A 12,872-nucleotide genomic window follows, 5' to 3' on the forward strand; every position below is an offset into this window, starting at 1 on the left:
CGTCCTCTGGAACGGAAGATATGAGCAGCACAGTCACGCGCATCCGCCTCGCCGTCGTCGCCGCGGCAGCCAGTATCGCCGTACTCGCCGGGTGCTCGTCGCCCGCTCCGTCGGGTCATGCATCCGCAGGCTCCTGTGCGCCCGCGAAGGGCAAAGTCACCCTCCAGTACTGGAACACCGTTCCGGGCATGGACCAGGTCGTCGCCCTGTGGAACAAGAAGAACCCGAACATCCAGGTTCAGACGAAGAACATCTCCAACGACCAGTACGGCACCATCGGCAACGCCCTCAAGGCGGGCAAGGCGCCGGACCTCGCACAGGTCGGTTACGACGAGCTCCCCGACCTGCGCACCCAGAACGCCTTCGTGGACGCCTCGGCCTGCTCGGCAGCCACCGCGGCCAAGTCGAAGTTCGTGCCGTGGACCTGGTCGCAGACCAGCTTCGGCGAGACCGGCGTGTTCGCCTTCCCGCAGGACACCGGCCCGATGGCCCTCTACGTGCGCAGCGACATCTTCAAGCAGCACGGCCTCAAGATCCCGAAGACCTGGGACGAGTACGCAGCGGATGCGCAGAAGCTGCACCAGGCAGACGCCAACCTCAGCATGACGTTCTTCGACCCGAACAACGCCGAGTGGTTCAACGGACTCCTCTGGCAGAACAGCGCCGAGATGTACAGCTACTCCGGCGACAAGTGGCACGTCACCGTCGAATCCGCCCAGAGCAAGCAGGTCGCCGAGTACTGGCAGAAGCTGATCGACGCCAAGCTCGTTCGCACCGACCTCGCCCACGGTTCGACCCAGATGTACGCCGCGTACCAGAAGAACCAGATCGCCAGCTACGTCGGCGCCGCTTGGGGCTACAGCATGTTCCGCGACAACCTGCCCGACCAGGCCGGCAAGTGGACGATCGTCCCGATGCCGACCTGGGGCTCGAGTGCCGCATCCGGCGACTGGGGCGGATCCACCGTCGCGTTCATGAAGGGCAACACGCACCTGTACGAGTCGGTCAAGTTCAACTCCTGGCTGAACACCGACCCGGAAGCCCTCGCGCTGGAGAACAAGCTGGGCGGCCTCTACCCGGCAGCCACCGCCGGTTCGAAGCTTCCCGCACTCTCGCAGGGCGTCCCGTACTACAACAACGAGAAGATCTTCGACGTCTTCGCCGACTCGTCCAAGAACATCGACACCAGCTTCTCCTGGGGTCCCACCCAGAAGACGGTGAACCTGGCGCTTCAGGACGCGATGGCCAAGGCGGCAGCCGGCAGCGGCACGCTCACCGGCGCAGTCTCGGCCGCCCAGGCGGCCGCACTGAAGTCGATGAAGGATCAGGCGATCCCGGCTACAGCGGGCAAGTGACCACAGCATGACTGATATCGCAACCCGCGCGACCCGCGTGGTTCCGGCGACCGGAGGCCGCCGTCGTCCAGGCGGCGGCCCCCGGGCGGGCACCATCGTCGCGTTCCTGATCCCGTTCTTCCTCCCGTTCGTGCTGTTCTACCTGGTGCCGGTCGGCTACGCGATCTGGCAGAGCTTCCTCGTCGTGCGCCGCACCGGCGGCCAGTACGGCACGTCGTACACGACCTTCGGCGGTTTCGAACAGTACGTGCAGGTGTTCCAGAACAACGAGTTCTGGAACAGCATCGGGCGCATCGCGCTGTTCGGCATCGTGCAGGTGCCGGTCATGCTGTTCGTCGCGCTGACCATGGCGCTGCTGCTCGACACACCCCTGTTGAAGGTCAAGTCGTTCTTCCGCATCTCGGCGTTCATGCCGTATGCCGTGCCCGGCGTCATCGCCGCGATCATGTGGTCGTACCTCTACTCGCCGCAGCTCAGCCCCGTCGTCGACCTGCTGAAGGGCATCGGCCTCCAGCCCGACTTCCTCGGCCCGGGCGCCGTGCTGTGGTCGGCGGCGAACGTCTCCACCTGGCTCTGGACCGGCTACAACATGCTGATCATGTTCTCGGCACTGCAGTCGATCCCGCAGGAGCTCTACGAAGCCGCCAAGCTCGACGGTGCGAGCAACTGGGCGATCGCGTGGCAGATCAAGGTCCCGATCATCGCCCCGTCGATCATCCTCACCACGGTGTTCTCGATCATCGGCACGCTGCAGCTCTACGCCGAGCCCGCCGTGCTGCGCCAGATCTCCTCGAACATCTCGAGCACGTACACACCGAACATGCTCGCGTATGCGGTGGCCTCCGGAAACAACTACCAGCAGGCAGCGGCGATCTCCGTGGTCATCGCCGTCATCACCTTCGTCTTGAGCTTCGGGTTCATGCGACTGACCACGAAGAGGGCCGGACTGTGAGCAACCAGCCCCTGATCCGCGAAAGCCGAGTCAGCCGCACGGCTGCCACGGCCCTGATGTTCCTCCTGGCGATCTACTTCCTGCTGCCGATCTACTTCCTGATCGTCGCGGCGACGAAACCGCAGGGCGACCTCGCCGCCACCAACGGGCTGGCGTTCTCGCACTTCGACCTGTTCAAGAACCTGGGAACCCTGTTCAGCCGGAGCAACGGCATCTTCGGGCGGTGGGCTCTGAACAGCGTGATCTACGCGGTGCTGGGCGCGGCCGTCGGAACCCTGATCTCCGCGCTGTGCGGCTACGCGCTCGCCAAGTTCACCTTCCGTGGCCGCGAGTTCCTGTTCTCCGTCATCCTCGGCGGCGTCCTCGTTCCCACCACCGCGCTCGCGCTCCCGCTGTTCCTTCTCTTCTCGGCGACCGGGATCGTCAACACCTACCTCGCGGTGTTCCTGCCCAGCATCGTCAGCCCGTTCGGCGTCTACCTCGCCCGCATCTTCACCGCCGCCGCCGTCCCCGACGAGATCATCGAGTCGGCGCGCCTGGACGGCGCCGGCGAGTTCCGCACGTTCTTCTCGGTGGCGTTCAAGCTGATGGCGCCGTCGCTGGTGACCATCTTCCTGTTCCAGTTCGTCGCCATCTGGAACAACTTCTTCCTGCCGATGGTGATGCTGCAGAAGGAGTCGCTCTTCCCGATCACGCTCGGCCTCTACGAGTGGAACGGTCAGACCGCCCGGGCCCCGCTCCTTCAGGAATCCGTGATCACCGGCTCGCTGGTCTCGATCGTGCCCGTGATCATCGTGTTCATCCTCCTCCAGCGGTTCTGGCGGACCGGGCTCGCCTCCGGCTCCCTCAAGTAACTCCGTACCCCAACAGAAGGTCCCTCTCCCCATGCAGAACTCCGCCGTCTTCGTGCCCCATTTCCATTGGGACCGGGAATGGTATGAGCCTTTCCAGGTGTTCCGGCACCGGCTTGTCGCCGCTCTCGACACCGTGCTGGAGACGGCCGAGGCGAACCCGGACTTCCGGTTCACCGTCGACGGGCAGATGGCCGCGATCGAGGACTACCTGGAGATGCGACCGGAGAACCGCGATCGAGTCGTGGCCCTGGTCGCCGGCGGCCGGCTCGCCATCGGGCCGTGGCTCATCCTGCTGGACGAGTTCCTCTGCTCCGGCGAGACCATCGTGCGCAACCTGCAGATGGGCTGGGCGGCCGCGGCGGACCTCGGCGGCTCGATGCCCATCGGCTACCTGCCGGACATGTTCGGCCACGTCGCGCAGATGCCACAGATCCTGGCGCGCGCCGGCATCGAGCATGCGGCGCTGTGGCGCGGTGTTCCCGGCTCTGTCGACGGTCACGCCTTCCGCTGGCGCGCTCCCGACGGCTCCGAGGTGCGCACCGAGTTCCTCTTCGACGGCTACGACAACGGCCTCGACGTCCTGCTGGTGCCCGACCGGATCGGGCGCGCGATCGGCGAGTACGCGGAGATGACGGCCGAGCGGTGGGGTGACGACCCGGTGCTCGCGATGGCCGGCACCGACCACAACGCCCCCGACCCGCAGCTCGCGACCTGGCTGCGGGACGCATCCAGCGACGAGCGCGCCATCACCATCGCGACGCTCGACGAGTACATCCGCGAGCATGTGCGCGACGAGGTCTCCACCGTCGTCACCGGTGAACTGCGCAGCCACGTGCGCGGCAACATCCTCCCGGGCGTGCTCTCCGTACGGCTCGGGCTCAAGCAGCGGATGGCCGTCGCCGAGCGCACCATCGACCACGCCGAGCGGGTGAACGCCCTGTGGTCCCGGCGCGACGACTCGCCGTTCCTCTCGCTCGCATGGCACAAGATCATCGAGTCGACCGCGCACGACTCGGTCGTCGGCTCCGGCACCGACGAGACCTGCGATCAGGTCGAGGCGCGTCTCGCCGAAGCCACGCACACCGCGCGGGCGGTTCGGGATGCGGCCCTCGCCGAGCCCGCGGCCCTGGTGCCGAGCGACGGCTACCTGGTCGCCAACCCGCTGCCGTTCCCGCGCACGGCATTGGTCGAGGTGGATGTCGTGGCCCCGCCCGAGGGAACCGTTCTGGTCGCGACCGCCGCCGACGGCTCGGCGCATCCCGTGCAGCTGATCTCACAGGCCCCGACCGTGCTCAGCGACGAGCGCATGGACGCCTCGCAGCTCGAACGTGTGCTGCGCCGCATCCACCGCCGCGAGCTGTTCGGCCGTCTGATCGACACGTACGAACTCACCCCGGGGTCGCTCGTCTTCCACCTCGCCGAGGTGCCGGCCGACGGACCGTTCGACCTGCTGATCCTGCGCCGGGAGGTCGCTGCCGCGGCCGCCGCGCATCCGGGTGAGTGGAGGGTGCTGACGCTGGAGGAAGCTCGCGCGACGGCGCTGGTGCCCGTGAACGTCCCCGCCTCCGGGCTGGCGAGTTTCCGGGTCGAACCGAGCGACCGGACTGCCGCGCAGTCGACGGCGTCTCCACCCGCGACGGCGACGGCCCGCGCGCTTTCCAACGGACTGGTCGAGGTCGCGATCGCCGCCGACGGCACCCTGGACGTGACCGGGGCCGACGGCATCGTGCTGCACGGAGTCGGCCGCCTCGTCGATGGCGGTGACCGCGGCGACAGTTACAACTACGCCCCTCCGGCACAGGACGTGCTCGTGGAGGAGCCGACGGAGGCCGCCGTCGAACTCCTCGAGAACGGCCCGCTGCGTTCGAGGGTGCGGGTCACCCGCATCTACGCATGGCCCACCGCGCTCTCCTCCGAGCGCGACCTGCGCAGCAGCCGGACCGTGCCGACCCCGGTGGAGACACTCGTGGAGGTGCGCGCAGGTGAGCCGTTCGTGCGCGTCTCCACGTCGTTCCTGAACCAGTCCGCCGACCACCGGCTGCGCTTCCACGTGCCGCTGCCCGAGCCGGCGGCCGTGTCCGCATCCGCCGGGCAGTTCGCCGTCACCGAGCGTGGGCTCACCGCCGAGGGTGGCTGGGGCGAATACCCGCTCCCGACCTTCCCCGCGAGTTCGTTCGTGTCGGCCGGCGCCGCCAACGTCCTGCTCGACCACGCCACCGAGTACGAACTCGTCGGCGACGGCTCCGAACTCGCCATCACCCTGCTGCGCGCGATCGGCTCGATCAGCGTCAACATCCATCCACTGCGTGACGAGCCCGCGGCGACCGAGATCCCCGCACCGGGCGCGCAGGATCTCGGCGTGCGCATCGAGAACCGGTTCGCCGTCGTGCCGTCGGCGACCGGCTGGCAGGGTGCGAACGCGGTCGCTCTCGCCGAAGGCTTCCGCAACGACGTGCTGGTCGCCCGCGGGACCGCGCCCGCCGAAGGTCGACTGCCCCCCGACGCGACCGGCGTGCAGGTCGACGGTGCGGACATCCTCGTCTCGAGCATCCGCCGCGTCGCCGACGACGATCGCGGTGCCGGCACCGAGGTGCGATTGGCCGCGATGAGCGACACGGGATCGACCGCCCGCGTGACCGGCGCGTTCACGGAAGCCACCACGGTCGACCTGCTCGGCCGACCCATCTCCCACACGCAGGTCCCGGACGAGCTCGAACTCGCCCTCGGTCCATGGGAGATCCGCACCGTCGTGCTCCGGTAGACCGCCATCACCGCACGCAATGCCATCACTTGAGCCGGCGACCGCCGCCGACGTCCGGTCCCCTTTTGCTACCAAGAAAGCGTCGTGACCTCTTGCTCACCGAGCTCTCCCCCCGTGTTTCGGACACCGCACCAGGGCGTGGCGCGCTGCGCCCGCCGCGCTCGTGGCTGCACTCCGACGCACCCTCTCGTTCGCTGAACGGGCCCTGGCGTTTCCGTCTGTCGCCCACGGCGTCGGTGGCGGAGGACTTCGCGGCCGAAGGCTTCGACGATCACGGCTGGGACAGCATCCCCGTGCCCTCCCACTGGGTGCTCCAGGGTGACGGAGCCTACGGCCGGCCGATCTACACGAACGTGCAGTTCCCGTTCCCGATCGACCCACCCCATGTCCCGGACGAGAACCCCACCGGCGACTATCGCCGCCACTTCGACATCCCCTCCGACTGGTCGGACGCCGAGCGCGTCGTGCTGCGCTTCGACGGCGTCGAGTCGCTCTTCAGGGTGTGGGTCAACGGCGTCGAGATCGGCAGCGCCAGCGGCAGCCGGCTCGCCCACGAATTCGACGTGACGTCCACCGTACGCCCGGGCGAGAACATCGTCGCCGTGCGGGTGCACCAGTGGTCGGCGGCCAGCTACGTCGAGGACCAGGACCAGTGGTGGCTGCCGGGCATCTTCCGCGATGTCACCCTGATCGCCCGACCGGCCGGGGGCATGGAGGACGTTTGGCTGCGGACGGGTTTCGACAACGGGCACGGGCGGGTCGACGCGGAGGTCACCGCCGATGCGGCCGCGTTCCCGGTCACCCTGCGCATCCCCGAACTCGGCATCGAGCAGGCCTGGGCCACGCCGGCCGACGTGGCTCCCTTCGCCGTCGCCGACGTGCAGCCCTGGTCGGCCGAGCAGCCTCGCCTGTACGACGTCACCGTGTCAACGGCCGCGGAGAGCATCGCCATGCGGGTGGGTTTCCGCACGGTCGAGATCCGCGGGGACCAGTTCCTGGTCAACGGCCGCCGCGTCGTGTTCCACGGGGTGAACCGCCATGAGACCCATCCCCAGCGCGGCCGCGTCTTCGACGAGGAGCACGCCCGCGAGGACCTGGCCCGAATGAAGCGGTTCAACGTGAACGCGATCCGCACCAGCCACTACCCGCCGCATCCACGGCTGCTCGACCTCGCCGACGAACTCGGATTCTGGGTGATCCTCGAGTGCGATCTGGAGACGCACGGCTTCGGAAAGGTCGACTGGGTCGGCAATCCCAGTGGCGACCCGACCTGGCGCGGGGCGTACCTCGACCGCATCCAGCGCACCGTCGAACGGGACAAGAACCATCCCAGCATCGTGATCTGGTCGCTCGGCAACGAGGCGGGAACCGGCAGCAACCTCGCCGCCATGTCAGCGTGGGTCCACGCCCGCGACGCCGAACGACCTGTGCACTACGAAGGTGACCACGCCGGCGAATACACCGACGTCTACTCGCGTATGTACGCGTCGGTGCTCGAGACCGAGCAGATCGGCACCGACGGCTCGCGCTCCACGCTGCTCAACTGCACTCCCGCACAGGGCGCCCGGCAGCGCACCAAGCCGTTCCTGCTGTGCGAGTACGCCCACGCGATGGGCAACGGGCCGGGAGCACTCGACCAGTACGAGGCGCTGGTGCACGAGTATCCGCGGCTGCACGGCGGCTTCGTCTGGGAGTGGCGCGATCACGGCATCCTGACCACGGCCCCGGACGGGACGCCGTACTACGCGTACGGCGGCGACTTCGGAGAGGTCGTCCACGACGGCAACTTCGTGATGGACGGCATGCTGTTGAGCAACGACGTCCCGACTCCCGGCCTCCACGAGTTCAAGGCCGTCGTACAGCCGGTCCGCTTCACCTTCGACGGCGACAAAGTCGCGATCACGAACCTGCGGCATACGACCGACACGTCCGACCTGCGCTTTCGCTGGCGTGTCGAGCACGACGGGATGCCTGTGGATTCCGGGGACCTGGAGGTCCCCTTCGTCGCGGCGGGCGACTCGGGGTGGGTGCCGCTGCCGCGGATCCCGGTGTCGCCCGACTCTGAAACGTGGCTGGCGATTGACGCGGTGTTGGCGGCTGGAACCACTTGGGCACGCGAGGGGCACGTGATCGCAACTGCCCAACTGGACTGCTCACTTCGCCGTCCTGTTCCTGGTGTCCGTGCCCGGACCGATTGGCGGCCCGGCGGCGGAGGGCTGACGCTCGGGATCGCTGAGTTCGTCGGCGGGTCCCTCGTGCGCCTCGCCGGCCGCGCCGTCACGGGCCCGCGGTTGGAACTGTTTCGTGCTCCGACCGACAACGATGAAGGGGCGTCCGAAGGAGTCGAGGAGAGCGACGCCAGCATCGCCGGGGTCTCCAACGCCGAACTGTGGCGTCGCGATGGACTCGACCGGCTGACCACGCGGCGAGTGTCCGTGGAGCGCACCGCGGAGGCTCTGCGCACCATCGACAAAGTCTCGGCCGCCAACTCGGGTATGTCCGTGATGGTGGAGTCCGTCTGGTCGCTGGAAGGCGACGAACTCGAACTGCGTGTGGAGATCGAGCCCTCGCGCGGTTGGCTGACGGTGTGGCCGCGGATCGGGATTCGTTTCGATCTGCCCGATGGCGCGGCTCCCATCGATGGCGCCGAGTGGTTCGGCCTCGGCCCGCTCGAGTCCTACCCTGATAGTCTCCGCGCGGCACGCACCGGCCGTTTCTCCTCCACCATCCGCGACCTCTCCGTCGACTACGCGCGACCCCAGGAGACCGGGCACCGGTCCCAGCTGCGACAGCTGGCGCTGACGAGTGCCGGCACCAAGGTGCTGCGCATCGTGACATTCCCGGACACGCACGGACGCCGCCCCGGCTTCACTCTCAGCCGCCACACCCCCCAACAGATCGCCCAAGCCGGTCACCCCTTCGAGCTTCCGGATTCGACGACGAGCCACCTGATCGTCGATGCGGCCCAGCACGGACTCGGCTCCCGGGCCTGTGGACCGGATGTGTGGCCTGAGTTCGCGCTTCGCCCTGAATCCCGCACGATCAGGCTTCGTATCGCAGCAGGCTGAGGGCTGTCCGTCCGGCCCGAGCTCGCCCTCCGCTGGTTCAACACGTTGCCCGCCGCCCAAGCACAGGCCGTCCTCACCGGCCCCGGCCGGGGCCGGGGCCGACGACGGGGCCGGGGCCGACGACGGGGCCGGGGCCGACGACGGTGGGTCAGAAGGTGTAGACGCCGCCGTTCACCGGGTCGGGAGCGACACCTGCTTTCTGGGAGCGTACGGGGAGGGAACGGGCGGTGCCGGAGATGTGGCCGGCGCCGTCGCCCGGCCACCAGTGGGCGGCGCCGGAGGAGTCGAGGGCCACGAGGTCGGTGTGGCCGTCGGCGTTCACGTCGCCGGTGAAGGAGCGGGTGTAGGAGGCGAACGAGGTGCCGGCCGCCAACTGCCGGGCGGCGGACAGGCCGCCGTTGCCGTTGCCCGCCCACCACCAGAGGGTTCCGGTCGCGTCGATACCGGCGACGTCGGTGTTGCCGTCGGCGTTGAAGTCACCGGTGGGCACCGCGGTGTAACCGGAAAAGGACGTGTCGGGCCAGAGGTTCTGGCGGGCGCCGAAGGTCCCGTCACCGTTGCCGGGCCACCACCACAGGTGGCCGTCGAAGCCCAGGCCGACGACGTCGGTGAGGCCGTCCGCGTTGAAGTCGCCCGCGGAGACCGCCTTGACCGTGCTGAACGACGTGCCGGACATCAGGACGACGGGCGGCGAGAAGATGCCGTCGCCCTGTCCCGACCAGAAGTTCAACTGACCCTGGTCGTTGACGGCGATGAGGTCGCCGACGCCGTCGTTGTCGAAGTCGCCGCGGGCCGGGTGGAAGGACGAGCCGAAGGTACCGCCTACGACGGTGTGGTTCTGCAGGAACCGGTCACCGGCCGAGCCGCTGGTGACGTCGCCGACGCTCGGGAAGTACCAGAGGTCGCCCGCGGTGGTGCGACTGAAGACGTCCAGCTGGCCGTCGCCGTCGGTGTCGTCCCAGGAGCGGGTGTCCGCCTCGCCGCTGTCGAACGGCAGGTGCAGCAGTGGGCTGCCGCCGGAATACGTACCGCTGGTCGCCGCGGCGGCGAGCTCCTGGGCGCTCAGTGCCCGGCTGTAGAGCACCACGTCGTCGATCGAGCCGGCGAAGGGCTGGGCGCCGTCGATCCGGTTGCCGATCTCGAGCGGCTGCGGACGTTGCGGGGAGACCGCCCCGAGGGGCGCGGCGGCGGAGGAGATCTTGGTGCCGTCCACCCACAGGCTCAGCTCCTGGCCGGCGGGCGTGGTGGCGCGTTCCAGCGCGACGTGGTGCCAGGCGTTGTCGTTGTAGCTCCGGGTGGAGTAGAGCGTGGCGCTGCCGGTGGTCGTCGTGGCGGTGGCCGCGATCCGGTTGGTGGCCGGTTCCGCCCTGACCCAGATCTGCGGCGCTCCGGCGCCGACGCCGAAGCCCCAGACGATCGGCAGCAGTCCGGTGGTGGCGTTGTACGTGAAGTCGGCGGCGACCGTGAAGTCCCCGCTGAGCCCGCCGTACGCGGGGCTGGGTGGGACCTCGACCCGCCCGGTCGCGCCGTCGACGTTCGGGGTCAGGGTGACCGCGCGGCCGAACTTGCCCGCGGTCAGCCGGGCAGCGCCGCGCAGGACGGCCGCGTTGCCGCCGGGGGCGGTGTCCGGGGTACGGGCGCCGGTCACCGGTGAGGTCAGTACCGTCTGCCCGGCGGGGACGATGGTGAAGCGGATCGAGGTGAGGGTGTACGTGTTCACCGTGTCGCCGTCCTTCGACGGATCGCGCCCCGCCTCGTAGAGCACGCCGATGCCGCCGGACGCCGTGCCGGTGAGATCCGAGTAGCCGGCGCCCGCCTTGGCGATCGTCAGGCCTTCAGCCGGTGTCTGCCAGGTGTGGCCGTCGTCGAACGACGAGCGGAGCTTGAGGGTGCCGTGCTGGGTCGGATACTTGGGGTCGCGGTAGACGGGCTCGGCGATCACCATCTGGTTGAAGCTGTCACCGCGCGGGACGCTGTCCAAGGACAGCACCGGGGCGAAGATCCTCGCGCCGGGCAGGTTGGACGAGACCACCGGGCACGACTCGTTCTTCTCGTCCGTGCACCAGTGTTCGCCGTGGTCGTGGCTGATGGCGGTGACGCGGTTGTCGCCTGTGGTGGCGGCGGCGTCGGAGGTGGCCTGGTTGTTGCGGGCGGTCATGTAGAGGTCGCCGTTGGACAGTTCCGCGATGCTGGCCTCGCCCGCGCTTGCCTGTCCGATGACGTTGCCGGTGGATGCGCCGCGGTGCCAGTGCTCGCCGTGGTCGTCGCTGTAGATGGCGGCGGCCTTGTGGCCGAGGGTGGCGGGGCTGTCCGGTGCGCTCTCCGTCTGGTAGGTGGGTGCCAGCAGCCGGCCCCCATCCTGTGCGGACTGGGGGCGCAACTGGATGCCGTGTCCGGGGCCGGTCAGAAAGTAGCGGACACCCGCCGGGTTCACCTGGTCGGTGATGTCCACCGGGTCGGTCCAGCTCTGGCCGTCGTCCCGGCTGAACATGACATGGGGTTTGATCGGGTTTGGGCCGTCCGGCCCGTTGATGGAGCCGTTGACGAGTTCCCGGACGTTGTAGAGCAGCACGACCTGGCCGGCGTTGCCGTTGTAGGTGGCGTCGACGATCGGCGTGGCCTCGGTGTCGATGGCCGGTGTGTTCGGGGCGCCCGGCAGACCGCGGGCGATGATCTGCGGCGCGCTCCAGGTGACGCCGCCGTCGGTCGACCGGCGGGTCACGATGTCCATTTCCTTCGTGTCGTCGCAGTTCGCGTCCAACCGCGCGTCGGCGAAGGCGAGCAGCGTCCCGGTACCGGTACGGACCACCGCGGGTATGCGGAAGCACGCGTAGGTGCGGCCGGAGATCGTCGTGTTGGAGGTGAACAGTGTCGACTGGGTGGGCAGTTGGGGTGGCTGTGCGGTGACGACGGGTGCCGCGGCGGCCGGGGCCGGGGCCACCAGCGCGATGCCGGCGATCAAAGGCAGCAGCAGGGCCAGGACGGCGGCAGCCCGCGCGAAATACCCGCCTGGGATGGTGGGCATCGCCGTGCGACGCCACGCTAAAAATAGCTTCATACGGTGAAGCTAACAAGCGAACTCCCCGTCGGGCGAATTCTAGAGGTGTCGAAACCTGCATCCGCCACCCCGGCCGACGCGGGCGCTCACAGAACGTCGGCGAAGTCTTTGAAGGCGGTGGGGTCGATCTGCCATTCCTTGGTTTGCACGGGCCGATGCCGGACGTCAGATCCAGTTCGGCTTCGTGGCCGACAACCTGGCACAAAAGGAGCCGGGAGGCGCCTTTTGGACGCGTTCCATCGACTCTTTTCGGCCGCCCGCCGCGAATCCAGTTTTCGTCAAGGTTTTCTCCCGTCCCGACCACGCACTCTGGTGATGCCGGCCCGTGGGCGACTCGCGTCACGGAGGACCGGGCGTGGAGCAGAGGGGGGATCGACATGATCGTGGCGACGGGTGCGACCGGGAACAAGTGGCGGGCTCTGGTGCGGTGTTCGCTGAGGTCGGTAGCCAGTGGCGGTAGGAGGCAGCCGCCGTGGATCTTGTCCACGGCGGCCGGATCATCCGCGCTGGCTCCGCTCGACCACCTCGGCGGAAACGTCCACGCTGCGCAGCGGGTCGGCATTCTCGGAACCAAACATTCCGTGCCACCGAGTTGAATATTTGGACCGCGCTCGCAGCGCGAGCGGCACCTGGGGCACCAGTAGCTCCAACGCAGCCGCAAATTTCTTGAAGGCTATCTATGGGGATAGTTGCAAAATCCACGCGCGACGACGGGAATCAGACAGGGAAAGGCCAGTCGTCGACATGGCCGAGAGGCTATTCAATTCAGGGATCACGACCACCATGTAGAACCCGTGCGGCGCAATTGTGGCGGACCTCTGTCG

At 68.5% G+C, this 12,872-nt stretch carries 6 protein-coding genes; 5 read left to right on the forward strand and 1 reads right to left on the reverse strand.

Annotation, left to right across the window (positions count from 1 at the left end):
• Positions 1–20 precede the first annotated feature (20 nt).
• The 5 genes from ACFXJ5_RS03595 to ACFXJ5_RS03615 all read left to right on the forward strand — a co-directional run bounded on the left by ACFXJ5_RS03595 (position 21) and on the right by ACFXJ5_RS03615 (position 8,990).
• Positions 21–1,355 carry an ABC transporter substrate-binding protein gene (locus tag ACFXJ5_RS03595; protein ID WP_384626216.1) on the forward strand — a complete coding sequence of 445 codons (1,335 nt, stop codon included), beginning with the start codon at positions 21–23 and terminating at the stop codon, positions 1,353–1,355.
• Positions 1,356–1,362: 7 nt separating this feature from the next.
• Complete coding sequence (locus ACFXJ5_RS03600) at positions 1,363–2,307, forward strand: carbohydrate ABC transporter permease (protein ID WP_384626218.1); 945 nt, start codon at positions 1,363–1,365, stop codon at positions 2,305–2,307.
• Positions 2,304–3,161, forward strand: coding sequence for a carbohydrate ABC transporter permease (locus ACFXJ5_RS03605; RefSeq protein WP_384626220.1), 858 nt, complete (start codon positions 2,304–2,306; stop codon positions 3,159–3,161). Before ACFXJ5_RS03600 ends, ACFXJ5_RS03605 begins: the two co-directional genes overlap by 4 nt.
• Positions 3,162–3,192: 31 nt before the next feature.
• Positions 3,193–5,922 (forward strand): glycoside hydrolase family 38 N-terminal domain-containing protein, encoded by a 2,730-nt coding sequence (locus ACFXJ5_RS03610; RefSeq protein WP_384626223.1) that lies wholly within the window; start codon positions 3,193–3,195, stop codon positions 5,920–5,922.
• 92 nt (positions 5,923–6,014) lie between these two features.
• Positions 6,015–8,990 carry a glycoside hydrolase family 2 TIM barrel-domain containing protein gene (locus ACFXJ5_RS03615; protein ID WP_384626226.1) on the forward strand — a complete coding sequence of 992 codons (2,976 nt, stop codon included), beginning with the start codon at positions 6,015–6,017 and terminating at the stop codon, positions 8,988–8,990.
• A 148-nt stretch (positions 8,991–9,138) separates the two neighbouring features.
• Here the strand turns inward: ACFXJ5_RS03615 and ACFXJ5_RS03620 are convergent, their stop codons facing one another.
• Positions 9,139–12,015 (reverse strand): FG-GAP-like repeat-containing protein, encoded by a 2,877-nt coding sequence (locus ACFXJ5_RS03620; RefSeq protein WP_384626229.1) that lies wholly within the window; start codon positions 12,013–12,015, stop codon positions 9,139–9,141.
• Positions 12,016–12,872 lie beyond the last annotated feature (857 nt).

Source organism: Streptomyces sp. NPDC059373 (genome assembly GCF_042751495.1).
Classification (GTDB): domain Bacteria; phylum Actinomycetota; class Actinomycetes; order Streptomycetales; family Streptomycetaceae; genus Actinacidiphila.

What these genes read in the sequence shown, in the direction of transcription:
- ACFXJ5_RS03595 (WP_384626216.1), top strand. Translation starts at nt 21, where the DNA reads ATGAGCAGCACAGTCACGCGCATCCGCCTCGCCGTCGTCGCCGCGGCA.
- ACFXJ5_RS03600 (WP_384626218.1), top strand. Translation starts at nt 1,363, where the DNA reads ATGACTGATATCGCAACCCGCGCGACCCGCGTGGTTCCGGCGACCGGA.
- ACFXJ5_RS03610 (WP_384626223.1), top strand. Translation starts at nt 3,193, where the DNA reads ATGCAGAACTCCGCCGTCTTCGTGCCCCATTTCCATTGGGACCGGGAA.
- ACFXJ5_RS03620 (WP_384626229.1), bottom strand. Translation starts at nt 12,015, where the DNA reads ATGCCCACCATCCCAGGCGGGTATTTCGCGCGGGCTGCCGCCGTCCTG.